This is a genomic window from Methylobacterium sp. 285MFTsu5.1 (assembly GCF_000383455.1).
Taxonomy (GTDB): domain Bacteria; phylum Pseudomonadota; class Alphaproteobacteria; order Rhizobiales; family Beijerinckiaceae; genus Methylobacterium.
Window position 1 is genome coordinate 106,333 of record NZ_KB911270.1, and the last position, 25,114, is coordinate 131,446.

At 72.4% G+C, this 25,114-nt stretch carries 30 protein-coding genes; 20 read left to right on the forward strand and 10 right to left on the reverse strand.

Features of this window, described 5'->3' with window-relative positions:
* Positions 1 to 9 precede the first annotated feature (9 nt).
* From H288_RS0100510 to H288_RS0100525, 4 genes are all read left to right on the forward strand, one after another.
* Positions 10 to 912 carry an SMP-30/gluconolactonase/LRE family protein gene (locus H288_RS0100510; protein ID WP_020090637.1) on the forward strand — a complete coding sequence of 301 codons (903 nt, stop codon included), beginning with the start codon at positions 10 to 12 and terminating at the stop codon, positions 910 to 912.
* A complete protein-coding gene (locus H288_RS0100515) occupies positions 909 to 1,823 on the forward strand; it encodes a VOC family protein (protein ID WP_020090638.1) in 915 nt (304 codons plus the stop codon). Before H288_RS0100510 ends, H288_RS0100515 begins: the two co-directional genes overlap by 4 nt.
* An 82-nt stretch (positions 1,824 to 1,905) precedes the next feature.
* Complete coding sequence (gene lgt, locus H288_RS0100520; protein ID WP_020090639.1) at positions 1,906 to 2,808, forward strand: prolipoprotein diacylglyceryl transferase; 903 nt, start codon at positions 1,906 to 1,908, stop codon at positions 2,806 to 2,808.
* Positions 2,805 to 3,875 carry an SAM-dependent methyltransferase gene (locus H288_RS0100525; protein ID WP_020090640.1) on the forward strand — a complete coding sequence of 357 codons (1,071 nt, stop codon included), beginning with the start codon at positions 2,805 to 2,807 and terminating at the stop codon, positions 3,873 to 3,875. The genes lgt and H288_RS0100525 overlap by 4 nt, the downstream gene beginning before the upstream one ends.
* A 41-nt stretch (positions 3,876 to 3,916) precedes the next feature.
* Here the strand turns inward: H288_RS0100525 and H288_RS0100530 are convergent, their stop codons facing one another.
* Positions 3,917 to 4,108, reverse strand: a complete 192-nt coding sequence (locus H288_RS0100530) for a hypothetical protein (protein WP_012322302.1) — start codon at positions 4,106 to 4,108, stop codon at positions 3,917 to 3,919.
* Between the two features lie 144 nt (positions 4,109 to 4,252).
* On the opposite strand from H288_RS0100530, the gene pgeF reads away from it, so the two are divergent.
* The 3 genes from pgeF (at position 4,253) to H288_RS0100545 (ending at position 7,068) form a co-directional block, all read left to right on the forward strand.
* Complete coding sequence (gene pgeF, locus H288_RS0100535) at positions 4,253 to 5,020, forward strand: peptidoglycan editing factor PgeF (RefSeq protein WP_020090641.1); 768 nt, start codon at positions 4,253 to 4,255, stop codon at positions 5,018 to 5,020.
* Positions 5,021 to 5,287: 267 nt separating this feature from the next.
* Positions 5,288 to 6,127, forward strand: coding sequence for a porin family protein (locus H288_RS0100540; RefSeq protein ID WP_020090642.1), 840 nt, complete (start codon positions 5,288 to 5,290; stop codon positions 6,125 to 6,127).
* Positions 6,128 to 6,324: 197 nt separating this feature from the next.
* On the forward strand, positions 6,325 to 7,068 hold the full coding sequence (locus tag H288_RS0100545) for a DUF2076 domain-containing protein (protein ID WP_020090643.1): 744 nt from the start codon (positions 6,325 to 6,327) through the stop codon (positions 7,066 to 7,068).
* 100 nt (positions 7,069 to 7,168) lie between these two features.
* On the opposite strand, the gene H288_RS0100550 is transcribed toward H288_RS0100545, so the two are convergent.
* A complete protein-coding gene (locus H288_RS0100550) occupies positions 7,169 to 7,969 on the reverse strand; it encodes a L,D-transpeptidase (RefSeq protein ID WP_026604541.1) in 801 nt (266 codons plus the stop codon).
* Between the two features lie 272 nt (positions 7,970 to 8,241).
* Here H288_RS0100550 and H288_RS0100555 point away from each other — a divergent pair, with 272 nt between their 5' ends.
* The 5 genes from H288_RS0100555 to H288_RS0100575 all read left to right on the forward strand — a co-directional run bounded on the left by H288_RS0100555 (position 8,242) and on the right by H288_RS0100575 (position 12,525).
* On the forward strand, positions 8,242 to 8,958 hold the full coding sequence (locus H288_RS0100555; protein ID WP_020090645.1) for a protein phosphatase CheZ: 717 nt from the start codon (positions 8,242 to 8,244) through the stop codon (positions 8,956 to 8,958).
* A gap of 74 nt (positions 8,959 to 9,032) precedes the next feature.
* Positions 9,033 to 11,099 (forward strand): excinuclease ABC subunit UvrC, encoded by a 2,067-nt coding sequence (gene uvrC / locus H288_RS0100560; RefSeq protein ID WP_020090646.1) that lies wholly within the window; start codon positions 9,033 to 9,035, stop codon positions 11,097 to 11,099.
* Between the two features lie 73 nt (positions 11,100 to 11,172).
* Positions 11,173 to 11,772 carry a CDP-diacylglycerol--glycerol-3-phosphate 3-phosphatidyltransferase gene (gene pgsA / locus H288_RS0100565; RefSeq protein ID WP_020090647.1) on the forward strand — a complete coding sequence of 200 codons (600 nt, stop codon included), beginning with the start codon at positions 11,173 to 11,175 and terminating at the stop codon, positions 11,770 to 11,772.
* A gap of 54 nt (positions 11,773 to 11,826) precedes the next feature.
* Positions 11,827 to 12,078, forward strand: coding sequence for a molybdopterin converting factor subunit 1 (moaD, locus tag H288_RS0100570; RefSeq protein WP_020090648.1), 252 nt, complete (start codon positions 11,827 to 11,829; stop codon positions 12,076 to 12,078).
* A 216-nt stretch (positions 12,079 to 12,294) separates the two neighbouring features.
* A complete protein-coding gene (locus H288_RS0100575; protein WP_020090649.1) occupies positions 12,295 to 12,525 on the forward strand; it encodes a hypothetical protein in 231 nt (76 codons plus the stop codon).
* 87 nt (positions 12,526 to 12,612) lie between these two features.
* Here the strand turns inward: H288_RS0100575 and H288_RS0100580 are convergent, their stop codons facing one another.
* Complete coding sequence (locus tag H288_RS0100580) at positions 12,613 to 13,389, reverse strand: SDR family oxidoreductase (RefSeq protein WP_020090650.1); 777 nt, start codon at positions 13,387 to 13,389, stop codon at positions 12,613 to 12,615.
* Between the two features lie 150 nt (positions 13,390 to 13,539).
* On the opposite strand from H288_RS0100580, the gene H288_RS0100585 reads away from it, so the two are divergent.
* A complete protein-coding gene (locus H288_RS0100585) occupies positions 13,540 to 13,953 on the forward strand; it encodes a flagellar biosynthesis repressor FlbT (RefSeq protein WP_020090651.1) in 414 nt (137 codons plus the stop codon).
* 13 nt (positions 13,954 to 13,966) lie between these two features.
* Here H288_RS0100585 and flaF read toward each other — a convergent pair whose 3' ends face one another.
* Complete coding sequence (gene flaF, locus H288_RS0100590; protein ID WP_020090652.1) at positions 13,967 to 14,338, reverse strand: flagellar biosynthesis regulator FlaF; 372 nt, start codon at positions 14,336 to 14,338, stop codon at positions 13,967 to 13,969.
* 168 nt (positions 14,339 to 14,506) lie between these two features.
* Between flaF and H288_RS0100595 the strand changes: the two genes are divergently transcribed.
* Positions 14,507 to 14,749 carry a hypothetical protein gene (locus H288_RS0100595; protein ID WP_020090653.1) on the forward strand — a complete coding sequence of 81 codons (243 nt, stop codon included), beginning with the start codon at positions 14,507 to 14,509 and terminating at the stop codon, positions 14,747 to 14,749.
* Here the strand turns inward: H288_RS0100595 and H288_RS35510 are convergent, their stop codons facing one another.
* The 3 genes from H288_RS35510 to H288_RS0100610 all read right to left on the reverse strand — a co-directional run bounded on the left by H288_RS35510 (position 14,750) and on the right by H288_RS0100610 (position 15,938).
* Complete coding sequence (locus tag H288_RS35510) at positions 14,750 to 14,887, reverse strand: hypothetical protein (RefSeq protein WP_020090654.1); 138 nt, start codon at positions 14,885 to 14,887, stop codon at positions 14,750 to 14,752.
* Between the two features lie 88 nt (positions 14,888 to 14,975).
* Positions 14,976 to 15,299, reverse strand: a complete 324-nt coding sequence (locus H288_RS0100605; protein ID WP_020090655.1) for a hypothetical protein — start codon at positions 15,297 to 15,299, stop codon at positions 14,976 to 14,978.
* Between the two features lie 129 nt (positions 15,300 to 15,428).
* The gene (locus H288_RS0100610) at positions 15,429 to 15,938 is read right to left on the reverse strand and encodes a metallophosphoesterase (protein ID WP_020090656.1); all 510 of its coding nucleotides are present in this window, start codon (positions 15,936 to 15,938) and stop codon (positions 15,429 to 15,431) included.
* Between the two features lie 208 nt (positions 15,939 to 16,146).
* On the opposite strand from H288_RS0100610, the gene H288_RS0100615 reads away from it, so the two are divergent.
* The 6 genes from H288_RS0100615 to H288_RS0100640 all read left to right on the forward strand — a co-directional run bounded on the left by H288_RS0100615 (position 16,147) and on the right by H288_RS0100640 (position 23,786).
* Complete coding sequence (locus tag H288_RS0100615; RefSeq protein ID WP_020090657.1) at positions 16,147 to 16,866, forward strand: cytochrome c biogenesis protein CcdA; 720 nt, start codon at positions 16,147 to 16,149, stop codon at positions 16,864 to 16,866.
* 62 nt (positions 16,867 to 16,928) lie between these two features.
* The gene (gene selD / locus H288_RS0100620) at positions 16,929 to 17,975 is read left to right on the forward strand and encodes a selenide, water dikinase SelD (RefSeq protein ID WP_020090658.1); all 1,047 of its coding nucleotides are present in this window, start codon (positions 16,929 to 16,931) and stop codon (positions 17,973 to 17,975) included.
* Between the two features lie 86 nt (positions 17,976 to 18,061).
* The gene (locus H288_RS0100625; protein ID WP_020090659.1) at positions 18,062 to 20,038 is read left to right on the forward strand and encodes a glycosyltransferase; all 1,977 of its coding nucleotides are present in this window, start codon (positions 18,062 to 18,064) and stop codon (positions 20,036 to 20,038) included.
* On the forward strand, positions 20,035 to 21,174 hold the full coding sequence (locus H288_RS0100630) for a glycosyltransferase (RefSeq protein WP_020090660.1): 1,140 nt from the start codon (positions 20,035 to 20,037) through the stop codon (positions 21,172 to 21,174). The genes H288_RS0100625 and H288_RS0100630 overlap by 4 nt, the downstream gene beginning before the upstream one ends.
* Before the next feature lie 280 nt (positions 21,175 to 21,454).
* Positions 21,455 to 22,930, forward strand: a complete 1,476-nt coding sequence (locus H288_RS0100635; RefSeq protein WP_020090661.1) for a GumC family protein — start codon at positions 21,455 to 21,457, stop codon at positions 22,928 to 22,930.
* Positions 22,923 to 23,786 (forward strand): WecB/TagA/CpsF family glycosyltransferase, encoded by an 864-nt coding sequence (locus H288_RS0100640; RefSeq protein WP_020090662.1) that lies wholly within the window; start codon positions 22,923 to 22,925, stop codon positions 23,784 to 23,786. Before H288_RS0100635 ends, H288_RS0100640 begins: the two co-directional genes overlap by 8 nt.
* A gap of 2 nt (positions 23,787 to 23,788) precedes the next feature.
* On the opposite strand, the gene H288_RS0100645 is transcribed toward H288_RS0100640, so the two are convergent.
* The 3 genes from H288_RS0100645 to H288_RS0100655 form a co-directional block, all read right to left on the reverse strand.
* Positions 23,789 to 24,364, reverse strand: a complete 576-nt coding sequence (locus tag H288_RS0100645) for an NUDIX hydrolase (protein ID WP_026604542.1) — start codon at positions 24,362 to 24,364, stop codon at positions 23,789 to 23,791.
* Between the two features lie 37 nt (positions 24,365 to 24,401).
* The gene (locus H288_RS0100650) at positions 24,402 to 24,671 is read right to left on the reverse strand and encodes a sulfurtransferase TusA family protein (RefSeq protein WP_020090664.1); all 270 of its coding nucleotides are present in this window, start codon (positions 24,669 to 24,671) and stop codon (positions 24,402 to 24,404) included.
* A 77-nt stretch (positions 24,672 to 24,748) separates the two neighbouring features.
* Complete coding sequence (locus H288_RS0100655) at positions 24,749 to 25,090, reverse strand: hypothetical protein (protein WP_020090665.1); 342 nt, start codon at positions 25,088 to 25,090, stop codon at positions 24,749 to 24,751.
* Between the last annotated feature and the right edge of the window lie 24 nt (positions 25,091 to 25,114).

A 25,114-nucleotide genomic window follows, 5' to 3' on the forward strand; every position in this document is an offset into this window, starting at 1 on the left:
GGCGGCTCCATGGACGGCTTCGAACTCACGCAGCCGCGCTTCAAGGCCTACATCCTGCCGAACGCGCCGCTGCAGAAGCTCGCGGACGGGTTCCGCTGGACCGAGGGCCCGGTCTGGTTCGGCGACCGCGACGAGCTCCTGTTCTCGGACCTCCCCAACAACCGGGTAATGCGCTGGTCGGAATCCGCCGGCCTGAGCGTCTACCGCGAGGCGAGCGACTTCGAGAACGGCCACGCCCGCGACCGCCAGGGGCGGATGCTGTCCTGCTCGCACCGCGGCCGGCGCATCCATCGGACCGAGCTCGACGGGCGGGTCACGGGCCTGGTCGAGCATTACCGGGGGCGACGCCTGAACTCGCCCAACGACATCGTCTGCAAGTCGGACGGGACGATCTGGTTCTCGGACCCGCCCTACGGCATCCAGACCGACTACGAGGGCGGCAAGCAGGAATCCGAGCTGCCCGCCGCCGTCTACCGCTTCGATCCGCGCGACGGCTCGCTGCGGGTGGTGGCCGACGATTTCCAGGGGCCGAACGGGCTCTGCTTCTCGCCCGACGAGCGCAGACTCTACATCGTCGAGACCGGGCTGCAGTTCGACACCGATCCGCTCCAGCACGTGCGCGTCTTCGACGTGGCCGAGGACGGCAGCCTGTCAGGCGGCGACGTGTTCTGCCGGATCGCGCCGGGCAACGCCGACGGCATCCGGTGCGACGAGCACGGCAATGTCTGGTCGAGCGCCGGGGACGGGGTCCACTGCATCGACCCCGGCGGCGAGCTGGTCGGCAAGATTTTCGTGCCCGCGACGGTCGCCAATCTCACCTTCGGCGGACGCAACGACAGCCGCCTTTTCCTGTGCGCCTCGCAGGGGCTCTACGCGATCTACGTGAACGTGCGGGGAGCGCCGCTCCTGTGAGCGGCACCGCTCCCGAGGGCGGCGTGCGGGCCCTCACGGGGTTCGGCCGCACGGTCGCGGACCTCGCCGTCACGGAGGCCTTCTACCGGGACGGGCTCGGCTTCGCGCGGGCCGCCCCGCCGGAGCCGGTTCCCGCCGCGCAGGCGGAGGCGATGGGGCTCGCGGACCGGCGCGCCACCCAGCTGCGCATGCGCCTCGGCGGGCAGACCGTGACCTTCCTGGCGGTCGATCCGCCCGGCGCGCCCTACCCGGCCGATCCCGCGGCGACCGACCCGTTCTTCCAGCACCTCGCGATCCCGGTCCGCGACATGGAAGCCGCGGCCGCGCGACTGGCACGGCTCGCCCCGACGCCGATCAGCCGTGGCGGGCCGCAGCGCCTGCCGGCCTCCACGGGGGGCGTGATCGCCTACAAGTTCCGCGACCCCGACGGGCATCCCCTGGAGCTGATCTTCTTCCCCGACGGACCCGCGGCCGCCCGCTGGCGCGACCCGCCGGGCCTGTTCCTGGGGATCGATCACTCGGCGATCACCGTCACCGACCTCGACGCCACCCTGGCCTTCCTGACCGGCCCCCTCGGGCTGGCGGTGACGGAGCGCGGCCTGAACCGCGGGCCGGAGCAAGCGCGCCTCGACGGAGTCGACGATCCGCAGGTCGACGTGATCGCCCTGGCGCCGCCGGACCCCGCGCCGCACGTGGAGCTCCTGCATTACCGCACGCCCGCGACAGAGCGGCGGCTCGTCGTCGAGCCCGCCGACCGGGCCGCCACCCGCTACCTGTTCACCGCAGCGGATCCGCGGGCCCTGTCGCGGCGCCTGCGCGAGAGCGGGCGAACGCCGCGGACCTCCGCCGACGGCACGGCAGCCTACTGCGCCGGCCCGGACGGACACGGCTTCTTGTTCGTGCGCGGCTGAGGCCTCCGTTCCGGGAGCGTGCGCCCGGGCTTGACGCGTCGCCCCTCCGGCGTCCAATCCGGCCGCCCCGGAGGTGAGTTAGATGCCGCTCCTCGCCCTGCCCTTTCCGGCCATCGATCCGGTGGCGATCGCGATCGGGCCGATCACGATCAAATGGTACGCGCTCGCCTACATCGCCGGCCTGATCGGCGGCTGGTATTACGCGCGCCGCCTCGTCATGGCCGACAGCCTCTGGGGCGTGGTGAAGCGCCCGCAGGTCGTCGACATCGACGACCTCGTCGTCTGGGTGGCGCTCGGCGTCGTGCTCGGCGGGCGGATCGGCTACGTGCTGTTCTACAATCTGCCGATGTACATCGCCGATCCGTGGGAGATCCTGGCGATCCGCAATGGCGGCATGTCGTTCCACGGCGGCTTCATCGGGGCCATCCTGGCCTTCGTGCTGTTTGCCCGCGGGAAAGGTCTCAACGCCTACACGCTCCTCGATATCGGCGCCGTGGTGGTGCCGATCGGCCTGTTCTTCGGCCGGATCGCCAATTTCGTGAACGGCGAGCTCTGGGGCCGCGCGGCGCCGGACTTCCCTTACGCGATCGTGTTCCCGAGCGGCGGCCCGCTGCCGCGCCACCCGAGCCAGCTCTACGAGGCCGCCACCGAGGGCCTGCTGCTGTTCATCGTGATGGCGGTCAGCGTCCGCCGGTTCGGCTTCCGCAAGCCCGGGCTCCTCGGCGGCATCTTCGTCCTCGGCTACGCGCTGGCCCGGACCTTCTGCGAGTTCTTCCGCGAGCCGGATCGCCAGCTCGGCTTCCTGTTCGGCGACCATCTCGGTCCGATGGGCGGCGGCGTGACCATGGGCATGCTGCTGTGCGTGCCGATGATGATCGTCGGCCTGACCTACATCGTGCTGGCCGCGACCGGCCGGACACGGCCCCGCCATCCGGTGGAAGCGCCGGCCGCCGAGGCCGCCCGCAAGGCGGCCGTCGAGGCGTGACCCCCCTCGGAACCGAGATCGCGGCGCTGATCCGGCAGAACGGGCCGATCGGCGTCGACCGCTACATGGCCCTCTGCCTCGGCCACCCGGTCCACGGCTACTACCGCACCCGCGATCCCCTGGGCGCCCAGGGCGACTTCACCACCGCGCCCGAGATCAGCCAGATGTTCGGAGAACTGCTCGGTGCCTGGACAGCCTACGTCCGCGGCCCGATCGGGTCGCCGGATCCGCTCCTCCTGGTGGAGCTGGGGCCCGGCCGCGGCACGCTGATGGCGGACGCGCTGCGCGCGCTGCGGGCAGCGCTCCCGGGGGTGCGCGTGGCACCGCACCTCGTCGAGACGAGCCTGGTGCTGCGGGCCGCGCAGGCGCGCGCCCTCGCCGGGACCGGTGCCGCGTGGCACGACAGCGTCGACACGCTGCCCGAGGGGCCGGCGATCATCCTGGCCAACGAGTTCTTCGACTGCCTGCCGGTGCGCCAGTTCGAGCGCCAGCCGTCGGGCTGGCACGAGCGGCAGGTCGGTCTCGATCCGGCGGGCGGCCTCGCTTTCGGCCTGTCGCCGGAGCCGGTCCCGGGCCTCGCGGCGGACGGCCCGGACGGCGCGCTGATGAGCGTGCCGGCGGCCGGCCTCGCGCTGATACGCGCGCTGGCGCGGCGGCTGTGTTCCGAAGGCGGCGCCCTGCTGGCCATCGATTACGGCCATGTGCGTCCGGGCTTCGGCGACACCCTCCAGGCGCTGGCGGGACATCGCTTCGCCGACCCGCTGGCGGAGCCCGGCGAGGCGGATCTGACGCATCACGTCGATTTCGCCGCCCTCGCCCAGGCGGCGCGGGCCGAGGGCGCCGCGATCCACGGCCCCGTCGATCAGGGCGACTTCCTGGCCGCCCTCGGACTCGGGGCCCGTGCCGAGCGTCTGAAGGCACGGGCGAGCCCCGCGCAGGCCGCCGCGATCGACGCGGCGGCCGCGCGCCTGACCGATCCGGGCCGGGGCGGGATGGGAAGCCTGTTCAAGGTGCTGGCGGTGAGCGGCCCGTCCGTCGGGCCGCTCCCGGGATTTCCGGGGCTCTGAGCCGCCGGGACGATGCGCGGCCCCGTACGGGCCGGCTACTCTCAGCCGAAGGAGCCGAAGCCGGAATCGGTCTGGCTGGCGGGCCGCGGAGTCGGCGGCGCGGGCGGGTTGAGGTCGGTCGGGTCGAAGGCGGCGGGCTCTCCCGTGACGGGGTGGGCAGGCGCGCTCGGAATCCGGGGCTCTTCGGCCTCGGGCGTCTCGGGCAGGGCGTCGGTCTCGATCCCTCGTGACATCGCGATCCTTCTCAAGGCGGGGCCGGATCGGCTCCGTACTGCAATGCAGCAAGAATCTGACGGTTGAACGACATCGTCAAGGGTCCGCCCTTGCGCTATCGGGGCGCGACAGGGGCAAGCGCGAGGCCGACCGTGACCGCAGGCATGTTCATCGAGGCGCCGGAACTCTCCGCCCATGCGGGCGTGCGCCACGCCTTCTTCACCCGCGTCGGCGGGGTCTCCGAGGGCCTGTACGCGTCGCTCAATGGCGGCCTCGGCTCCCAGGACGCGCCGGAGCGCGTCGCCGAGAACCGGGCGCGGATGTGCGCGCAGCTCGGCCTGCCGCGGGACCGGCTCGTGAGCCTGTATCAGGTCCACTCGGCCGATGTGGTCACCGTCGAGGCCCCCTTCGCGGCGGAGCGGCCGAAGGCTGACGCCATGGTGACGCGGATTCCGGGCCTGGCGCTCGGCATCGCCACCGCGGATTGCGGGCCGATCCTGTTCGCGGATCCCGAGAACGGCGTCGTCGGCGCCGCCCATGCCGGCTGGAAGGGTGCGCTCACCGGCGTGATCGGCGCGACCGTGTCGGCGATGGAGGCGCTCGGGGCGCGGCGCAGCCGCATCGTCGCCGTCCTGGGACCGACGATCGGTCAGGCCTCCTACGAGGTCGGTCCGGACTTCGTCGCGCGCTTCGGGAGCGATGCCCCCGGCATGGAGCGCTTCCTCGGCCCCGGCACGCGGCCGGGGCACGCCCAGTTCGATCTTCCGGGCTTCATCCTGGCCCGGCTCGGCGAGGCCGAGATCGGCGAGGCCACCGCACTCAATCTCTGCACCTACGCCGATCCGGAGCGGTTCTACAGCTACCGGCGGACCACGCATCGCGGCGAGGCGGATTACGGCCGCCTGATCTCCGCGATCACGCTGGTGCCCTGACGAGCCAGTGCGGCCTCGGACAGGGGCTGCGACACTTTGTCGATTCCCGGCCCGAAAAAAAGCGTAGCCGTAAATGAACCTTGGCCATTCGACCGCGTTTAGGGGTCAAGGTGCCGGGGAAAACGGCGGGTTGCCACAAGGGGCCGCGAGAGCGGTCGGCGACACCGCGGAGCGCAAAGCAACCCTGGAACCGCTGGAACGCAGCCAGATCCGGTTCCGCAACCGTCCGCCCGTGGGACGGCGCGGACCACCAGTGAGGACCAGATCATGAAATCCATGCTCCGTGTGACCACGGCCCTCGCGGGCGTCGCCTTCGCGGGTTCGGCCTTCGCCGCCGACCTGCCGCGCCGCGCCGCCCCGCCGCCGGTGTTCACCCCCGTCCCGGTCTTCACCTGGACCGGCGCCTACTTCGGTATCAACGCCGGCTACGCCTTCGACGCCAGCGACCGCAACACCGGCAACACCTTCGCCGTCCCCTTCCCCTACGCCGCCCCCGGCACCGTCGCCTCCTTCCGCAACCGCAGCCAGGACGGCTTCTCCGGCGGTGGCCAGATCGGCTACAACTGGCAGATCACCCCCGGCTCCGGCCTCGTGATCGGTGTCGAGGCCGACGCCCAGTACCTCGACTTCGGCCGCAACCGGAACAACGCCTTCATCTCCGGCGCGCTGGCCCCCGGCTACTACGTCACCGACCCGCGCGGCCTCTCCAGCCTCGACTTCTTCGGCACCGTCCGCGGTCGCCTCGGCTACGCCTTCGACCGCACCCTCGTGTACGGCACCGGCGGCTTCGCCTACGGCTCGGGCAGCGCCGACCGCTCCTTCGGCGGCTACGCCGGCAACGACAGCTTCCGCACCGGCTGGGCCGCCGGCGGCGGCATCGAGTACGCCCTGCCCACCGACTCGTTCCTGAACTTCTTCCGCTCCTCGGCCGTGACGCTCAAGGTCGAAGGCCTGTACGTCAACCTCGACCGCGGCACCCGCAACCAGGGCGCGTTCGTCATCAACGCCGCCAACAACTTCCCGGTCGTCTACAGCGGCGTCGGCCGCCGCGACGACCAGTTCGCCGTCGTCCGCGCCGGCCTGAACTACAAGTTCGGCACGTTCTAGGATCGCGTCGGCGCGGCCGCGGCCGCGCCTTACACTCGGCATGCAGGAAGCCCGGCCGGCAGGTCGGGCTTCTCGCGTTTCGGGATAGGCGGATGAAGTTTTCGCAATCCCCCTGACAAAGCGTCGCCGCGCACCCATGTCCTAGCTGCCATGCGGCGCGTTCGGGCCCGCGGGTGAGATTCGAGGAGGACGACTCCATGAACAGCGAAGAACGCGACGTCATTTCGGGAATCTTCCAGCGGCTGGAGCAGGCGCAGACCCAGCCCCGCGACGCGGAGGCGGAGCGCTTCATCGCCGACAAGCTCCGCGCGCAGCCCTACGCGCCCTACGCGATGGCGCAGCTGATCTACGTGCAGGAAGAGGCGATCAAGAGCCTCAACCAGCAGCTGGAGCAAGCTCGTAGCCAGGCGGCTCCGGCCCAGTCCTCCGGGGGTGGCGGCTTCCTGTCGAGCATCTTCGGCGGCGGCAGCCAGCAGCGCCAGGAGCCCCAGCCGGGCTACGGCCAGCCGCGTCCGGGCGGCCAGCCCTGGGGCAACCAGGGCGGCCCGCCGCAGGGTTACCCGCAGCAGGGCGGCTACCCGCAGCAGCAGGGCGGCCCGTGGGGCGGCCAGCCCCAGGCGCCGGCGCGCGGCGGCGGCTTCATGGCGACGGCCCTGCCCATGGCGGCCGGCGCGGCGGGCGGCATGCTCCTCGGCAGCGCCCTGTCGAACGCCTTCGCGGGCGGCCATTCGAGCCTCGGCAGCGCCGCGGCCGCCGGTCTCGGCGGCGGGGGCGAGACCGTCGTCAACAACTACTACGGCGACGGCGGCAACCAGGATCTCGGCTCGGCCCTCGACAACAGCGGCGGCGACATGGGCAGCTTCCAGGACGCCGGCTACAGCGATCCGGGCGGTGATTTCGGCGGCGACCTCGGCGGCGGCGACGACAGCGACTGGACCTGATCGTCCCGGATAGGCAGCGGAAGGCCCGGTCGCGTCAGGCGCGGCCGGGCCTTTCTCGTATCCAGAAGGTCCGATCCGCGACCGGGGCCGCGTCGGCCGCTCAGAGGACCTCGACCCGCGTCCCCACCGGCACGCGCTCGTAGAGATCGATGACGTCGTCGTTCATCATGCGGATGCACCCCGACGAGACCGACTGCCCGATCGTGTTGGGCTCGTTCGTCCCGTGGATCCGGTAGAGCGACGAACCCAGGTAGAGGGCGCGGGCGCCCAGCGGGTTCTCCGGGCCGCCGGCCATGTGGCGCGGCAGGTCGGGACGGCGGGCCAGCATCTCGGCCGGCGGCGTCCAGTCCGGCCACTCCGCCTTGCGGCTCACCGTCTTCAGCCCGCTCCAGGCGAAACCGGGGCGGCCGACGCCGATCCCGTAGCGCAGGGCGCGCTGCCCGGCCTGCACCAGGTAGAGATGCTTTCCGGCGGTGTCGATCACGATCGTTCCGGGCTTCTGCCGCCCCGTGAAGGCCACTTCCTGGCGCTGGTACTCCGGCGAGACCGCGCGGCCGATCCGGCCCGGATCTCCCTGGGGCGCACCGTAGGGCTGAGGGGCGCCGGAAGCCTGGCCATAGGGCTGGCCGTAAGCCTGCCCGTACGCCTGCCCGTAACCTTGCGCCGGCTCCGGCTCGACCGGCACCAGCTCGCCGGAATAGGCCGCGACGCGCTGCTGCGGCGCCGCGCGCTGCGGCCAGCCGCGCCCGGGCGCGCCGCCGGCGCTGCCGGTGACGAGATACTCGATCAGGCCGCCGCCGTAGCCGCCCTCGGCGTAGCGCGCCTGCTGCGCCCGGGCGGGGCCGCACAGCACGAACGCGGCCGCGGCCACCCCCATTCCCAGACGGACTGAACGCCGCATCGTCGCATGCTCCCGAGCCGGTGCCCGTGCTCCCGGCCCGCGAACGATCCCGTCGAATTTTACCGAATCCGGTGAACGAACGTGGTGAATCGCCGGGGCGGCCCGGCCCGTCCCCGGCCCGTCGCGACCAGCGTGAATCGGCGGTTAAGCCCCGACGGGGCCCTGGGCCCCCAGGCGCAGGGGGCCGGCGGTAAGAAGCTCGGCAGTCACAGTCCGCTAACCGTTATGGTAGACAGTCGCGGCGACGGAACCCGAACGCTCACGCCCGGACGATGACCCAGAAGCGCTATCGCATCGAAGACAGTCTCGGGCTTCCCGCGGCTCCCCCTCCCGGACCCGGGGCGTCCGCCTCGAGCGAGCGCCTGGAGGAGATCTTCAACGCCATCCAGGACTTGCGCCGCGTCACGCAGATGAGCGCGAGCGAGACCATCGAGTCGTGCCGCCGCGAGCTGCACGAGGCGCTGGCGATGCGCACCGAGCTCGACGTGATGAAGGAGGCGATCACCCGCACCAAGTCGGAGCTGGCGACGCTGCACCGGACCGAGAACACCGGCAAGGGCATGCGCCGGGCGGCCGACGAGCTCGACGCGGTGGTCGACTCGACGGAGCGCGCCACCACGCAGCTCCTCGGCGCGATCGAGGAGATCGAGAGCCACGCCGGCATGCTCAACGCCGCGACGCTGCCGCCCGGCACGAAGCAGCACGTCGACGTGATCCTCGAGCGCGTGATCACCGCCTACGAGGCCTGCAACTTCCAGGACCTGACCGGCCAGCGGATCACCAAGATCGTCAGCGTGATGAAGTTCATCGAGGAGCATCTCGACCGGCTCATCGCCACGTGGTCGGAACTCGACAGCTTCAAGGAGCTCATCACCGTCATGCCGGTGCCGACCTCCCTGGACGACGAGAGCTCGCTGCTCAACGGGCCCAAGCTCGACCACGACATCGGCCACGTCGACCAGAGCGACATCGACTCGCTGTTCGACTGATCGAGCCGACCGGGCGCGCGATTTTTGTCGCCGCCCCGGTCCCCCTGGCGGTCCGGAACGCTTAGATCTGCGGTATGAGCCGCAGAGCCCTCTCAGACCTGCCCCCCGACACCTTCGACGACGGCCGCGACGCCGAGCGGGACGAGGCCGCCGACGAGCCGGAAGCCGGCCTCCCCGAGACGGAGGCGCCGGAGATCGATTTCGACTTCGAGCCGGGCGCCGTCCAGGCCGGAACCGAGGTGATCCGCCGATTCTGGTCGACCCTGCCGTCCTCGCCCGGCGTCTACCGGATGTTCGACCATCGCGGCGACGTCCTCTACGTCGGCAAGGCCAAGAACCTGAAGGCGCGGGTCGGCTCCTACGCGCGGGGCCAGGCGCACTCGAACCGCATCGCCCGGATGATCTCGCAGACGGCGGCGATGGAGTTCGTCACCACGGCGACCGAGACCGAGGCGCTCCTCCTCGAAGCCAACCTGATCAAGCAGCTGAAGCCGCGCTTCAACGTGCTGATGCGGGACGACAAGTCGTTCCCCTACATCCTGGTCACCGACGACGGCCCCGCCCCGCAGATCGTCAAGCACCGGGGCGCCCGGCGCCGGAAGGGCAATTATTACGGCCCGTTCGCCAGCGTGTGGGCGGTGAACCGGACGGTGAACGCCCTGCAGCGCGCCTTCCTGCTGCGCACCTGCACCGACAGCTACTACGAGAACCGCACCCGGCCCTGCCTGCTCTACCAGATCAAGCGCTGCTCCGGCCCCTGCACCGGTGAGATCGCCGCGGACGACTACGCGGCCATGGCGGATTCCGCCCGGGCGTTCCTCGCCGGCAAGTCGAACGCCGTGAAGGACCGGATGCGCGCCGAGATGCAGGAGGCGTCCGAGGCGATGGAGTTCGAGCGCGCCGCCCGGTTCCGCGACCGCATCGCCGCCCTGTCGGCGATCCAGGGCGTGCAGGGGGTCAACACCCAGGGCGTCGAGGAGGCGGACGTGTTCGCCCTCGACGAGCAGGCCGGCCAGTTCTGCATCGAGGTGTTCTTCTTCCGGAACTTCCAGAACTGGGGCAACCGCGCCTATTTCCCGAAGGCCGACCGGACGATGACGCCCGACGAGGTGCTGGGCTCGTTCATCGGCCAATTCTACGACGACAAGCCCGCCCCCAGGACCGTGCTGACGAGCCACGCGATCGAGGACGCGGAGCTGGTCGCGGCGGCCCTGTCGAGCCGGGTGGAGTACCGCGTCGAGATTCACAGGCCGAGCCGCGGCGAGCGGAAGAACCTCGTCGACTACGCCCAGCGCAACGCCAAGGAGGCGCTGGCGCGGCGCCTCGCCGACACGGCCTCGCAGGGCAAGCTCGTCGCCGCCCTCGGCCAGGCCTTCGGGCTCGACGGGGCGCCCCGCCGGATCGAGGTGTACGACAACTCGCACATCATGGGCACGAACGCGGTCGGCGGCATGATCGTCGCCGGCCCGACGGGCTTCATGAAGGCGCATTACCGCACGTTCAACATCAAGTCCGAGGATCTGACCCCCGGGGACGATTACGGCATGATGCGCGAGGTGCTGCAGCGGCGCTTCAAGCGGCTCGTGAAGGAGGCGCCGCGCACGGAGCGCGAGGCGGCCGTGGCCGCCGCCGAGGGCGGCGTGCCGGAGCCGGTGCCGGCCCCGGCGGAGGAGAGCGAGGCGTTCCCGGCCTGGCCGGACCTCGTGCTGATCGACGGCGGCAAGGGCCAGCTCGACGCCGCGCGGGCGGCGCTGGAGGAGGTCGGCGTGGCGGGCGTGCCGCTCGTCGGCGTCGCCAAGGGCCGCGACCGGGATGCGGGCCGGGAGACGTTTTTCGTGCCCGGGCGGCCACCCTTCAAGCTTCCGCCGCGCGACCCGACGCTCTACTTCGTGCAGCGGCTCCGCGACGAGGCGCACCGCTTCGCCATCGGCAGCCATCGGGCCAAGCGGAAGCGTGAGATGGTGAAGAATCCGTTGGACGAGATCGCCGGCATCGGTCCGAGCCGCAAGCGCGCGCTGCTGCACCACTTCGGGACCGTGAAGGCGATCGAGCGCGCCGCCTTCGAGGATCTGGCCAAGACCCCGGGCGTGAACGCCGCCACCGCGCGGGCGGTCTACGACTTCTTTCATGCCGGCGCCTGAGAACCCGGCCGCGATGGCCGAGGCGGAGTCTGGGGCGTTGACGCCCGGGGCCCACTCTGATTTCACCCCTCCGATGAACGCCGTCCTTCCCCGACGACGGTCGCCGGCCTGGACGCTCGCGAATTGCCTGACCTACGGGCGCCTCGTTGCCGTGCCGGTGATGGTCGCGCTGCTGTTCTGGCCCGAATCCCACACGGCGCGGTGGACGGCGCTGGGGGTGTTCGTCGCGGCCGCGATCACCGACTACCTCGACGGGTACGTCGCCCGCACCTACCACCAGAGTTCGGCGCTCGGCCGGATGCTCGATCCGATCGCCGACAAGCTGCTGGTCTCGGCGTGCCTGCTGATGCTGGCGGCGGACCACACCATCGTCGGCTCGAATATCTGGGCGGCCATCGTGATCCTGTGCCGCGAGGTGCTGGTCTCCGGCCTGCGCGAGTATCTGGCGGAGCTGAAGGTCGGCGTGCCGGTCAGCCGGATCGCGAAGTGGAAGACCACCGTGCAGCTCCTGGCCCTCGGCTTCCTGGTGGCCGGTCCGGCGGGCGAGACGGTGCTCCCGGGAACCGAGCCGATCGGCCTGACGCTCCTGTGGCTCGCCGCCGCGCTCACGCTCTGGACCGGGTGGGACTACATGCGGGCCGGGATCAAGCACGTCATCGACGATCCGCGCTGAGGGATCCGTCTCCGGGACGCGCGGTCCCTGCCCTGTCTCCGGTACGGTGATGCGATGAAGCTCGTCTATTTCGCCTGGGTCCGCGAGCGGATCGGCCGCTCCGAGGAGGAGCTGGCGCCGCCGCCGGAGGTGGCCACCGTCGCCGATCTCGTCGGTTGGCTCCGGGGCCGGGGCGAGGAATACGCCTACGCCTTCGAGGATGCCGGCGTCGTCCGCGCCGCGATCGACCGGGCCCACGCCAAGCCGGACGCGCCGATCGCGGGGGCCCGCGAGATCGCCTTCTTCCCGCCGATGACCGGCGGCTGAGACCCGGCCGCGCCGCGCACGTAGTTCGCCGGGGTTGCAACGGGTCGGCTTCCGCGGTCATTGGCGCCGTCGCTCCGGCTGCACCTCATGCCGAACGGCGCGCGGGCCGAGCCAAGTTCTCTACGGGTTCGGCCCGCCTCAGGACGCGACACGCCGCGGAACGCCCAAGCTGGCATTGCCGTTATCCGCTACCGAAATCGGTATTGGAGTTTCAGCATGCGCATGACCTTGCTCGCGACCGCCGCCCTGTTGAGCCTCGGCGCCGCCGCGCAAGCCCAGACCACGGTGATCGAGCGCGACCGCCCGGCCGTCGTCGTCGACCGCCCGGCCTCCGAGTCGAAGTCCGTGACCGTCCACGACCACGGCGACGGCTGCGTCACCAAGACGGTGCGCAAGGAGAACGACATGGGCGACTCGAAGACCGTCAAGAAGGAGACCTGCGACTGAGGCAGGAAAGCGGGCCGGGCCGGAGCGCCGTCGACGCCTCCGCCCGGCCGATCTTTTGCCCGGCCGCTTGGTTGCCCGGCGCCGGTCCTAGCGCCAGCCCGCGTCGATGAAGTACGCGTGGGCCGTACACATCCGGGCATCGTCCGAGGCCAGGAACAGGACCAGCGCGGCGACGTCGGCCGGCTGGATCCGACCGTTCAGGCACTGCGCGGCGACGATCTCCGCCTCGCCCTCCGGCGAGTACCATCGCTCCTGGCGGGGCGTCTGAACGTTGCCCGGCACGATCGCCGCCACCCGGATGTTGTCGCGGCCGAGGTCGCGGGCGAGCGCCCGGGTCATGCCCTCGATCGCCGCCTTGGCGGTCTGGTAGAGCGGCATCTCCGTCAGCCCGAGATGCCAGCTGATCGATCCGAAATTGAGGATCACGCCACCGCCGGCGCGGCGCATGGGTGGGACCGCCGCCTGGGCCGCGAAGAACAGGTGGCGCAGATTCACCGCCATCCGGTCGTCCCAGTAGGCGGGCGTCACGTCCGCGAGAGCGTGGCGGTCGTCGTTGCCGGCATTGTTGATCAGGATGTCGAGCCCGCCGAGGGCCGTGTCGGCCTCGGCCACCAGCGCGCGAACCGCCTCGATATCGGTCAGGTCGCAGCGCCGGTAGAGCGGGGCGTGCGCGGCGCCGGGCGCGAGGCGCGCCACCACGGCGCGGGCCGCGTCGTCGGCGATATCGAAGAACAGGACGCGGGCGCCCTGCCCGACGAAGGCCTCCACCAGCCCCTCGCCGATGCCCGAGGCACCGCCGGTCACGAGGACGCGCTTGCCGGCGAGGCTGGGATACCGCGCGCGCTGATCGCCCTTCGCCGTCATCGATCCTCCTCGACGTGGCTCGCCCGGCCGGAATTTGTCTGAGTTTACCATCATGGCAACCCGCGGCAACGGCGGCGCCGCCGTCCGACATTCGCGAAACGTTAACGGTTCGCGAATGAGATCGCCGGGTCTTCTAGAAAGGAACACCCGATGCCCCTGCGCCTGGAACTCAAGCCGTTCGAGCGGTTGATCATCAACGGCGCGCTGCTCCGCAACGGCGACCGTCGCTCGACCTTCCTGATCGAGACGCAGTGCAAGTTCCTGCGCGAGAGCGAGATCATCACGGAGAGCGAGGCCGACACGGCCTGCAAGCGTCTCCACCTGACCCTGACGGTCATCTACCTCGCCGACGACCCGACGCAGGGCATCGACCTGTTCTTCCGGCAGGCCACGGACTTGCTGGGACTCGCGCCGGCCGCCGCCGGGCAGATCGCCGCGATCGCCGAGGCGGTGGAGGCCGGCGAGTATTACCGGTCGCTCAAGCTGAGCCGCAAGCTCGTCGAGTGGGAGGTGGCCGGCGCCGAATCGCCGGCCGAGGTGCCGGACGCCGCGGCGGCTCGCTGACCGGCACGCGGCCTCAGCCGGGATTGCCCTGCAGGCCGGCGGCGATGTGATTGTTGATCGACACGAGCGTGGCGATCTTCTCCGGCGTGGGAGCGATCATCGTGTCGATGCAGCTCTGGAGCACGAACACGCCCAGGCGTCCGACGCCCTGCTTCACGTCGGCGGGGAGCGGGTTCTCCGCGGACGTCGCCTCGGAGGTCAGCAGCGTCCAGACCCGCTGGTTGAACGACAGGGCCTCGTTGATGCGCCCGGCGTCGCCGCTGGCGAGCCCCTGGCTGGCGCCGATCAGCTTCTGCGCCGCCTTGAGCAGCACGGCGGATTCGGCTTCGCGGGGCGACAGCGCGCTGTGGGAGGTCTTGGCGTAGGCGTTGGCGGCGTAGTTCATCGGCGGTCCAGCCCCGTCGTCGGGCCTGCCACTGAGGCAAGCTAGCGCGTAGCTGTCGCAGATCAGGAGTTAAAAGCGCGTGAGCGCCGCATCCGCCATGATGCCGCCGGGTTGGTTATCGACGACGCTGTGCGGCCGAAAGGAACCGGCCCCCGGACCCCAACCCCGATGTTGAATTTCGTTCTCGGAACTGTTGCCGGCGGCCTGATCGCCTGCGTGCTGACCATCGCGGCGGCACGGCAACCCGAAGTGCAGTCCCGACTGGGCCTCGTGCCGGTGGCGCCGGCGACCCTGGCGGCGGTCACGAAACCGGCCGAGCCCGATTGCGGACGGAGGACGGAGCCGACCCCGAAGATCGGCTCCCAGGAGATGCTGTTCAACCGCCAGAGATTCTGGTCGGTCGCACCGTAATCAGAACGTGCCGATCAGCATGAGCAGCATCGTCGTGGCGACGGTGGTGCTGACGAAACCGCACAGGGCGGCCGCGAAGGACGGACCGGTGCGGGTGACGGTGGGCTCGATGTCGTTCGAGAGCGTGGCGGGGGTCATCGGCGCAGAACCTTCTCGGCGACCAGCGTCGCGCGTATCGGGGTGATGCTTCAGGAACGGGACGGCCGAGGTGCGATCGCGCACCCGGTCAGTCGCAGCGGTTGATTTTCTTGGCGATCCGCAGACCCCGCAGCTCGCTGCGGAGGTCGATGGCCACGACGCCCTCTCCGCATCGCTCGAACGCGTCGCGGGCATCGTCGTAGCGGTCGCCCACCTCGTCGAGCGTGTCGCAGACGCGGTCATGGTTGCCCAGGCGGGCTTCCTGACGCGCCTGGAAGCGCAGGGCGTTCGCCTCGTCGACCTTGCGCTGGGCTTCGATGCAGGACGGCAGGGCCGACGCGGCGGAAGTCAGGGCGAGGCCTGCCAGGAGGCTGGCGAGGCAGCGGGTCAGAGTGACCAACTTGGCACTCACGGGAACACTCACACACGGTTTGTGATGGCAGATCCGCGGGCGGTCCTGCCGGGCTTCTCGGAGCGGCTCAGGTCCACTCCTTCTCTGTCCGCTGAAACAGTGAAGCTGACGTGAAAGTTCCGCCCCGAATCACCGCTTCCGGCGCAGTCGGGAGGTCAGGATTGCGGAGAGTGGCACGGGGGCCGCACCCATCGGATCGACGCCGACATCGTACTGCTTCGGCATCGGCTTGAGCTTGCCGTGGCTGTGGCCGTGGAGGTTCAGCGCGCCCCGGCTCATGCCGTTCCAGGTACGGAACGCGTAGTGGCAGAGCACCACCATCCGCCCCTCGACGGCGAGTTCCGCGTAGTGCCGGACCGACGCCCAGCCGGGCGCCGTCAGCGTGTCCGGCCCGTCGTTGTTTCCGACGATCAGGTGCTTCTCGCCGTTCAGTCCGGCGAGGATCGCGCGGATCCGGTCACCGCTCGGCCCGAGGGCGAAATCGCCGAGGTGCCAGACCGTGTCGCCGGGCGCGACCGTCGCGTTCCAGGCCGCGATCAGGCCGGCATCGTGGGCCTCGAGATCCGGGTAGGGCCGGTGATCGAAGCGCAGCGCGCGCGGGTCGCCGAAATGCGTGTCGCCCGTGAAGAAGATGGTCACCGGTCCGCTCCGCCTCGCCTCAGCGCCTTCCTGTGCGCCTTCCTCGGCGCCTTCCTCGGCGCCTCGCCCGGCAACGCCGCCGGACTGCCGCCGAAAACGGCGCGCGGCCGCGTTGTTCCCGCCGGCCCGCGTCCGCCTGGCGCGTTGACGGCCCGCGCGCCAGGGTCGAAGCCTCGTCGGGCGAGGCGCCAGCGGGAGGGCACGGGGCATGCTGGGAACGGTGGGGTTCGCGTTCCTGGCCGGCCTGCTCTCGGTGCTCTCGCCCTGCGTGCTGCCACTGATCCCCATCGTGCTCGGCACGGCGGCGGCCGAGCATCGCCTGGGTCCGGCGGCTCTGGCGGCCGGCCTCGCCATCGCCTTCACGGCCATCGGGCTGTTCGTCGCGACGATCGGCTTCACCGTCGGGCTCGACGGCGACGTGTTCCGGCGCGCCGGCGCGGTGCTCCTGGTGCTCCTGGGCGTCGTGCTGATGCTGCCGCGGCTCCAGGCCCGGGTCGCGACGGCGGCCGGCCCGGTCGGCGCCTGGGCGGAGGACCACTTCGGCGGCGTCGGCTCCGGGGGATTGCCCGGCCAGTTCGCCGTGGGCCTGCTGCTCGGCGCGGCCTGGAGCCCCTGCGTGGGACCGACCCTGGGGGCGGCCTCGCTCATGGCGGCGCGGGGCGAGCATCTCGGGGGCGTCGCCTTGACCATGCTGGCCTTCGGGATCGGCGCCGCGGCCCCGCTGATGCTCCTGGGCCTCGTCTCCCGCGAGGCGCTGCTGCGCTGGCGCGGCGGCCTCGCTGCGGCCGGCCGGGCCGCGAAGGCCGCGCTCGGCGCCGTGATGGTCGTGCTCGGGCTGCTGGTGCTGACGGGCCTCGACAAGCGGGTCGAGGCCGCGGCCGTCGCGGCCTCGCCGGACTGGCTCAACGCGGTGACGACGCGCTACTGACTCCGCGAAGACCCGGCGAAGACCCCGCGAAGACCCCAGGTTATCCGGAACGGAGTTCGGCCATGAGCGATGCCCCCCGCCTGACCAGTCTCGCCCACGGCGGCGGCTGCGGCTGCAAGCTCGATCCGGCCACCCTGCGCCAGCTCCTCGCCCAGCAGCCGGCGGCGGGCCCGTTCGAGCGGCTCCTCGTCGGCAACGAGACCGCGGACGACGCGGCGGTGTGGGAACTGGAGGACGGCACCTGCCTCATCGCCACCACGGACTTCTTCACCCCGATGGTGGACGACCCCGTCGATTTCGGCCGGATCGCCGCGACGAACGCCATCTCGGACGTCTACGCCATGGGCGGCCGGCCGCTGTTCGCGCTGGCGATCCTCGGGATGCCGCTCGGCAAGATCGACCCCGAGGTGGTCGCGCGGATCCTGCGCGGCGGCGCGGAGCAATGCGCTGCGGCCGGCATCCCGGTGGCGGGCGGCCACTCGATCGACGCACCGGAGCCGATCTACGGTCTGGCGGTGATCGGGACCTGCCGCCGCGAGGCGGTGCGGCGCAACGCCGACGCGGTGGCCGGGGACGCCGTCCTGCTCACCAAGGCCCTCGGGGTCGGGGTCTACTCGGCGGCGATCAAGCGGGCGACCCTCGACGAGGCCGGCTACCGCGACTTCATCGCGACCACGACGCTGCTCAACCGGATCGGGACCGATCTCGCCGCCGAGCCCGCCGTGCACGCCCTGACCGACGTGACCGGATTCGGCATCCTGGGGCACGGCCTGGAGATCGCCCGCGGCGCCGGCCTCACGCTCACCCTCGAGGCCGACGCCCTTCCCCTGCTGCCGCAGGCGGAGGCGCTGGCGCGCGCGGGCGCGGTCACCGGCGCCTCGCACCGCAACTGGGCGGCGTTCGGCGAGGCCGTGGACCTGCCGGCCGACTTCCCCGAGTGGCGCCGCCATCTCCTGACCGATCCGCAGACCTCGGGCGGGCTGCTGGTGACCTGCTCGGCCGACCGGGCCGACGCGATCCTGGCGCGCATCCGGGCGGCCGGCTACCCGGCGGCGGCCCGGATCGGCCGGATCGAGGCCGGCCCGGCGCGGATCCGCGTGGCGGCCTGACGGGCCGCCCGCCCCGAGAGGCAATCTTCAACCTTCCCGTCCACTCTGCCACCCCGCACGAGACCCGAGCCGCCGCCAGAGCCGCCGTGACCGACGCCGCAGACATGTCACCGCCCGCCCACGGCGTCGCCGGCTGGCCGTTCGGGCGCAGCGCCGGCGCGCCGGCCCGTCCCGCGTCGCTCCCCGACGGGCGTCCGTGGCCGCGGATCCGCGTCGTCACGGTGGCCGGCGCGGGTGCCGCGCTCGCCGAGACCATCGCGTCGGTCCTGCGCCAGGGCTACCCGGAACTGCGGCACGACCTGCTCGACCCGGCGGCCGGCCGCGCCGCGGCGGCGCGCATCCTGTCGGTTCCCGATCCGGAGCACCTGTTCTGGCTCCGCGCCGGCGACCTGCTCGCGCCCGGTGCGCTGACCGCCCTGGCGCTGGAGGCCGCGCTCACCGGCGCCGACGCGGTGGCGGGGCTGCGCGTCCTGTTCGACGACATCGTCCGCGGCCTCGACGGCCCCGGGGCCGCGGACGGCGGGATCCTCTGGCGGCGGGACGCCCTCGCGCACGCGATCATCGACGCCGACGGGACGCTCGACGCCGCCTCCGCCTGGTCGGCGATCCCCGCCGATCGGCGGAGCCTGATCGGCCGCCCGATCCTGCTCCACAGGCTCGACGCGCCGCCGCCCCCGCCCGCCGCCGGCCTGTCGATCGTGTCGCTGACCGGGACCGGAACCCGAGGGGGCGCGGGCGTGGCCCAGCGCCGCCTCGCCGAGGCGCTGACGCTCGCGGGCCACCGGGTCGCGGAGGTGACGCTGAGCGGACGCCCGGAGGCCGCCGAGTGGCGCGACGACTTCCCGCAGGCGGAGGCCGCGGTCGCGGCGGCCGCCCCCGATCTCGTCCTCGCCGGCAACCTGCACGGCGCCACCCGCAGCCTCGACGTCGTCGGCCGCCTGGCGCGGCGCGGTCCGGTCGGCCTCGTGCTGCACGACCTCTTCCCCCTGACGGGCCGGTGCGCCCACCCCCGCGACTGCGGGCGCGCCGCCTCCGGCTGCGACGCCGCCTGCCCCGGCCCGGACGAGTACCCGGAGCTGGCGCCCGGCCGGATCGCCGGGATGCACGAGCGCAAGCGCGCGGTGCTCGCCGGCGCCGCGCCCGGATCCCCGACGCGACCCTCCGCGCCCTGGCTGCTGGCCAATTCCGACTGGACGCTGGCGCGGGCGCGCGAACTCGCCCCGCCCGGCAGCGTGATCGAGCCCGTGCGGCTGGCCTTCCCGACCGCCGTGTTCCGGCCCGGCGATCGCGCGGCGCTGCGCGGCACGCTCGGCCTGCCGGCCGACGACGTCCTGATCCTCGTCTCCTCGGTCATCGTCGACGGGCCCGACAAGGGCTTCGCCGATCTCCGGGCCGCGCTCCAGGCCGTGGCGGGCCCGGGCGTCGGCGTGGTGGCGGTCGGCCGGCTCGACGACCCGGCCCGGCTCGGCGTCGCGAACCTGTACGCGCCCGGCCTCATCGCCGACGAGGCGCTCCTGGCCGCGTGGTACGGGGCCTGCGACCTCCACGTCACCGCCAGCCGTCACGAGACCCTCGGGCAGACGCCGATCGAGGCCGGCCTGTGCGGGGTGCCGACGCTCGCCTACCGCACCTCCGGCCTGACCTCGGCCGTGATCGACGGCGTGTCGGGCCGCCTCGTACCGGTGCGGCCGGGCGCCCTCGCCGAGGCGCTGGCGGCGCTGGTCGGCGACAGCGAGGCGCGCGCGCGGCTCGGCGCCTTCGCGCGCATCGCCCTGGAGAGCCGCTACAGCCCGGCCGCCTCCGCGCTGTCGCTGGACGCGGTCTTCCGGCGTCACGGTCTGCCGAGCGCCCCGACGGGCCCGCGCTTCGCCCCCGGGATGCTCGGGCACTTCCCCTTCGCGGCGGACCTGCGGGCGGGCGCGGCCGGCACCGTCCCGGCGATCTCGCGCCCGCTCGTGCGCCGGCTGCGGCGGGCCAAGCAGATGGTCTTCGGGCGTCGGATGCCGCTCCTCGTGCGCCGGTGCCTCTACCTCGCCGGCGCGCTGCGCCGGAGCCAGACGTGACGGCCCGCGGCGACAGGGCCGGCGACAATGCGGGCGGCGCGCGGGCGGCGCCGACTCGGCGACGGATCTACCTCGATCAGACCCATCTGCGCGCCCACGTGACGGGGATCGAGCGAGTCACCCTCGACCTGTTCGCCCCGGACCGGCTCGCCCCGCACGCGGTGCGGCCGGTGACCGCGGGCTCCCTGCCCGGCATGGTCGCCGCGCAGCAGCTCGGCCTGCCGGCGCGGGCGCTGATGGATCGGGACGCCCTGTTCCTGTTCCCGGGCTTCCCGCCCGGGCCGCTCTGCGCCGTCGCGGCGTCGCGCTGCCTGCTCTACGTCCACGACACCTTCCTGCTCACGCGGACGGAGGATCTGAGCCTGCGCAGCCGGCTCTACATGAGCCCCAGCTTCGCCCTGGCCCTGCGCTGGTGCCCGAACCTGTTCGTTAACAGCCGCACCACCGGGGCGGACGTGCGCGCGCTCTGCGCCCGACGCGCCCGCGTCGCCCTGCTGCGCCCCCCCGTCCGCGACGCCTTCGGGCTCGCGCACCTGCCGGGACCGGCTGCCTACGCGCCGGGCCGGCCGCTGCGCATCCTCGCCATCGGCACCATCGAGCCGCGCAAGAACTATCCGGCGACCCTCGCGCTGACGGCGGCGCTCATCCGTGCCGGTATCCCGGCGGAGCTCCACCTCGTCGGCCGGGTCGGCTGGGGACAGCACGCCTTCCTGGACGCACCGCCGCCGTTCCTGCACCGCCACGGGTACCTCGCCGACGCCGAGCTGCGCGCCCTCGCGGGGTCGTGCCACCTGCTGGTCTCCACCTCCAAGGCGGAGGGCCTCGGCCTGCCGCTGCTGGAGGTCCAGCACGGCGGCCTTCCGGTGGTGGCGCCGGACGACCCGGTGTTCCGGGAGGTCCTGGGGGCGTCGGCCCTGCTGATCCGGCCGGAGGAGCCCGACGCGGCCGCGGGCGCCCTCGCCAGCTGGATCCGCGACGGCGCCCTGCCCCGCGCCGCCGGAATGAGTCGGGCCAACGTCGCGCGCTGGAACGCGATCGCGGCCGAGGACGGCGCGCGCTTTCAGCGCTTCCTGGCCGGCGATCCCGCGGCTTACGATGCGCTGGAGTCAATTGTCGCACACGCGGGCACCGCCTGAGGCGGCCTGCGTAGTCCCCAACAAATCGGGAACTTTTCATGCTCGATTGTCGTGACAGTCAGGACTGCATCTGTAAGCGATATCTGCCAGCTTCCTGAAGCAAGTGCCGCATCGGGGCGACACTACTGGTCCGGTATGTTGATTGCTGGGCTCCCGAAGAAGGCAGCGCCTCGGGCGGGCACCTGTTCCAGATCGGCACGGAGCTGGTCACAAAGGGAACGGGCGACGGGGCGGGTGACGGGCGGCGGTCTCCGCCGAGGCAGGTCAGGGAGCGAGGCGTATGTTCGACTTCTCGACGCGGATGAGCGGCGAACGGCCCGTGCGGATGGTGCTGCCGCAGGTCGCACCGCCGACGGACGGCCGCGTGATCCTGCGGCGGCTGTGGCGCGGCAGCGGCTTCATCGTGCTGGGCGGCCTGTTCATGGTCGCCGTCGCGGTGGCGCTCCTCGGCCTGATCCCGCCCCGCTACACGTCGAGCATCCAGATCCTGGTGGATCCGAGCGACCTGCGCGTCGTCGAGAACGACGTGAACGCGCGCCAGCCCCAGGCCGACAGCGGCGTGTCGATCGCCGAGAGCCAGGTGCGGGTGATCCAGTCCGACAGCGTCCTGCGCCGGGTGATCGCCAAGCTCCACCTCGACCAGGACGACGAGTTCGTGCTGCCGGACGGCAACAACCCGACCCTCACCTGGATCAAGGGCGCGCTGGGCATGCTGCCCCCGCCGGCGAGCCGCGACCCGGTCTTCACGGCCCTCGACACGCTGCAGAACCGGCTCACTGTCCGGCGGGCCGAGCGGACCTTCGTGATCGACGTCTCCGTTCAGTCGCGCGATCCCGAGAAGGCCGCCCGCATCGCCAACGCCGTCGGCGACGCCTACTTCGCCGAGGAGGCCGCGGCCCGGACCGAGACCGCGCGGCGCGCCTCCGACGCCCTGGCGGGGCGGCTCAACAGCCTCAAGCGCGACGTCGAGCAGGCCGAGAGCGCCGTGGTGCGCTACCGCGAGGATCACAAGCTCGTGGCCGCCAGCGGCCGCCTGCTCACCGACCAGCAGCTCGGCGACCTGAACCAGCAGCTCGTCACCGCCTCCATCAAGACCGCGGAGGCCAAGTCGCGCCTCGATCAGGCGCGCCGGATGCGCTCGTCGGATCCCAGCACCGCCCTGCCGGAGATGCTGCAGAGCCTGGAGATGCAGGCCCTGCGGCAGCAATACGCCACGCTGTCCCGCAACACCGCGGAGCTCGCCACGCGCCTCGGCGAGCGCCACCCGGCCATGGCCGAGCAGTACGCCCAGCAGCGCGACCTGCAGCGCCTGATCCAGCGCGAGAAGGAGCGGATCATCGAGACGACCCAGAAGGATTACGACCGCGCCGCCGCGAGCGAGGCCGCGATCCGGGCCAATCTCGACCGGGTAAAGAACGAGACCGCGTCCAGCGACCGGGCCTATGTCGGCCTGCGCGAGCTGGAGCGGACCCTCGACGCCCGCCGCGGCATCTACGAGGCCTATCTGAAGCGCGCCCGCGAGGCGAGCGAGCAGGAGCGGCTCAACACCACCAACGTCCGGATCATCTCGGCCGCGGTCCCGGCGCGCCAGCGGACCTTCCCGCCCTCCCCCAAGATCGTCCTGCCGGTGGCGCTCGTCCTCGGCCTGCTGCTCGGCGGCGGCATCGCCCTGCTGCTCGGCGCCGACAGCGACCGTCGCCGCAGCCTGCGCGCCGCCACCCGGCCGGCCGCGAGCTTCCGGGCCGCCGATGCGTGACATCGGCGAGATCAGCCTCTACCTGGGCGCTATGGATCCGGTCCTCGGGGAGGCACACACGGTGAGCGCCCCGGCCCCCGCGGCGTCCGGATCGCCGCAGACGGGCGCGACCGTCGAACTCTTCGGCTACCGGTTTCACACCGGTCCCGCCGCGACCCTCGTGGCCGACGTCGCGGCCCGGCGTGACGGCCGCCCGCGCATGATCGTGACGGCGAACGTCGATCACATCGTCCAGCTCAGCGAGAACGCGCCGTTCCGCGAGGCCTACGCGCGCGCCGCGGCCCGGACCCTCGACGGGATGCCGCTGGTCTGGCTGGCCCGGAAGGCGTGCGCCCAGCCCGTTCACCGGATCACCGGCCACGATCTCCTGGGCTGCGTCCTGGCCGACCCGCCGGCCTTCGCGCGGCGGGTCTTCTTCGTCTCCGCCCGACAGGACGCGGCGGACGCGCTGGCGACCCGGCTGCAGGCGGCGGGCCTTCCGCCCGGCGCCGTGGCGAGCGCCGTGCCGCCCTTCGGCTTCGAGCACGACGCGGCCTACAGCCGCGCCCTGGCGGAGCGGATCCGCGCTCACGGGACGACGCTGCTGGTGATGGGCGTCGGCGCGCCCAAATCCGAGATCTGGGTGGATCGCCACGGGCAGACGCTCGGCGAGCCGGTGGTCTTCTGCGTCGGCGACGCCCTCAACGTCGCCGCCGGGTTCCTGCCGCGCGCGCCGCGGCTGATGCAGCGCCTCGGCCTCGAGTGGATCTACCGGTTCCTGCAGGCGCCGCGCCGGCTGTTCCGGCGCTACTTCATCAAGTCGTGGCGCTTCATCGGCCTCGCCGCGCGCGACCAGTTCCGGCGGCGCCCCGGCTGACCTCAGCGCCGCTCCGCGAACAGGTCCGGCCGCCGCAATTGGAGCGCGAAGAGCAGCGTCAGCGACTTCATGTCGGTGATCGCGCCGCGGCGGCCCATGGCGGCCAGCTCCGGCAGCGGGATCTCGTGGACCGCCACGGCCTCGCCCTCGGCGGCGAGACCGCCGCCGGTGCCGGTCCGGTCGGCCTCGCCGTAGGCGGCGAGGAACAGGTCCATCCGCTCCGTGGAGATCCCCGGCATCGACCAGGCGCTGGCGACGAAGTCGAGGGCGCTGAGGCGCAGGCCCGTCTCCTCCATCGCCTCGCGCCGCGCCTCGTCCTCGGAGGCGCCCTCGTCGAGGAGCCCGGCCGGCACCTCGATGTGGCTCGGCGGCCCGCCCGAGTAGAGGACCGGCGCCCGGAACTGCGAGACGAGCGTGGCGACCCGCCGCTCCGGATCGTAGGGGAGCACCGCGACCGCCCGGCCGTGATCCTCCATCTCCCGGGTGATGCGGCTCCCGTCCTCCTGCATCACCTCGGCGACGAGGTAGCGCGCCCAGCCGTCATGTACGAGGCGCACGCCCCCGATCCGTGGTGCCATTCCGATCTCGCCCTGCTCCTGGAGCCCGACGGATCGTTCAGGAATGCGGCGGCCTTGCGGACACGGTGATGCGGAAGCGCAAACGCCCCGCGGGCGGCCCCTCCAGGCGCTCGGCGGCGTCGAGGCGGGCGCCCTCCTCGCGCACGAGGTTCGGGATGTCGAGGGCGGCCAGGGGGTCGGTGCAGGTCACCACCAGCGTCCGGCCGGCGGCGAGGCCGCGCAGCGCCTTGCGGGTGCGCAGGACCGGGAGCGGACATTTCAGGCCGCTCAGGTCGAGGTCGACGCAGTCCGGATCCTCGTCCCGCACGCCGGAAGCTCCCGAACCGGCGCGGATGCCGGCCCGGCGGTCTTAGGCACCGCGGCGGCCCGGCGCCAGCGGCGTCCTCACCACACGTGATAGCCGAAGGCGGGTCCGGAATAGCTGTCCGGCGCGGTCCAGACATAGCGGGGACCGTTGTAGCCGTACTCGAAGCCGCGGCTCGGGACCGGCGCGTAGGCGTAACCGTAGCCGAACGGCGCGGGATAGCCGTACTCGCCGTAATAGCTGTACTGCGGCCGCCCCCGCGCGGCCACGGTGCCGGCGATGCGGCCGCCGGCTCCGGTGTGCCAGCGACCCGGCGTCGGACCTGAGCCCTGGAACGGCGCCAGGTCGGCCGCCCGCGCCGTGCTCACGGCCGCCGGAACGGAAACCATCCCGGCGAGGATGACGGAGATGATGCGGGTCATGATTCGGCCTCTCCCCGGGCGTCG

Bases quoted from the DNA above. Each gene is read 5' to 3' on its own strand.
- flaF (WP_020090652.1), bottom strand. From the start codon at position 14,338: ATGAACTACGCCGCCAACGCCTACGCCAAGACCTCCCACAGCGCGCTG.
- pgsA (WP_020090647.1), top strand. From the start codon at position 11,173: ATGAACGCCGTCCTTCCCCGACGACGGTCGCCGGCCTGGACGCTCGCG.
- H288_RS0100510 (WP_020090637.1), top strand. From the start codon at position 10: ATGGACGGCTTCGAACTCACGCAGCCGCGCTTCAAGGCCTACATCCTG.
- H288_RS0100615 (WP_020090657.1), top strand. From the start codon at position 16,147: ATGCTGGGAACGGTGGGGTTCGCGTTCCTGGCCGGCCTGCTCTCGGTG.
- H288_RS0100655 (WP_020090665.1), bottom strand. From the start codon at position 25,090: ATGACCCGCATCATCTCCGTCATCCTCGCCGGGATGGTTTCCGTTCCG.
- H288_RS0100555 (WP_020090645.1), top strand. From the start codon at position 8,242: ATGACCCAGAAGCGCTATCGCATCGAAGACAGTCTCGGGCTTCCCGCG.
- H288_RS0100540 (WP_020090642.1), top strand. From the start codon at position 5,288: ATGAAATCCATGCTCCGTGTGACCACGGCCCTCGCGGGCGTCGCCTTC.
- H288_RS0100550 (WP_026604541.1), bottom strand. From the start codon at position 7,969: ATGCGGCGTTCAGTCCGTCTGGGAATGGGGGTGGCCGCGGCCGCGTTC.
- H288_RS0100530 (WP_012322302.1), bottom strand. From the start codon at position 4,108: ATGTCACGAGGGATCGAGACCGACGCCCTGCCCGAGACGCCCGAGGCC.
- H288_RS0100640 (WP_020090662.1), top strand. From the start codon at position 22,923: ATGCGTGACATCGGCGAGATCAGCCTCTACCTGGGCGCTATGGATCCG.
- pgeF (WP_020090641.1), top strand. From the start codon at position 4,253: ATGTTCATCGAGGCGCCGGAACTCTCCGCCCATGCGGGCGTGCGCCAC.
- lgt (WP_020090639.1), top strand. From the start codon at position 1,906: ATGCCGCTCCTCGCCCTGCCCTTTCCGGCCATCGATCCGGTGGCGATC.
- H288_RS0100545 (WP_020090643.1), top strand. From the start codon at position 6,325: ATGAACAGCGAAGAACGCGACGTCATTTCGGGAATCTTCCAGCGGCTG.
- H288_RS0100585 (WP_020090651.1), top strand. From the start codon at position 13,540: ATGCCCCTGCGCCTGGAACTCAAGCCGTTCGAGCGGTTGATCATCAAC.
- H288_RS0100595 (WP_020090653.1), top strand. From the start codon at position 14,507: ATGTTGAATTTCGTTCTCGGAACTGTTGCCGGCGGCCTGATCGCCTGC.
- H288_RS0100575 (WP_020090649.1), top strand. From the start codon at position 12,295: ATGCGCATGACCTTGCTCGCGACCGCCGCCCTGTTGAGCCTCGGCGCC.
- uvrC (WP_020090646.1), top strand. From the start codon at position 9,033: ATGAGCCGCAGAGCCCTCTCAGACCTGCCCCCCGACACCTTCGACGAC.
- H288_RS35510 (WP_020090654.1), bottom strand. From the start codon at position 14,887: ATGACCCCCGCCACGCTCTCGAACGACATCGAGCCCACCGTCACCCGC.
- moaD (WP_020090648.1), top strand. From the start codon at position 11,827: ATGAAGCTCGTCTATTTCGCCTGGGTCCGCGAGCGGATCGGCCGCTCC.
- H288_RS0100645 (WP_026604542.1), bottom strand. From the start codon at position 24,364: ATGGCACCACGGATCGGGGGCGTGCGCCTCGTACATGACGGCTGGGCG.
- selD (WP_020090658.1), top strand. From the start codon at position 16,929: ATGAGCGATGCCCCCCGCCTGACCAGTCTCGCCCACGGCGGCGGCTGC.
- H288_RS0100635 (WP_020090661.1), top strand. From the start codon at position 21,455: ATGTTCGACTTCTCGACGCGGATGAGCGGCGAACGGCCCGTGCGGATG.
- H288_RS0100580 (WP_020090650.1), bottom strand. From the start codon at position 13,389: ATGACGGCGAAGGGCGATCAGCGCGCGCGGTATCCCAGCCTCGCCGGC.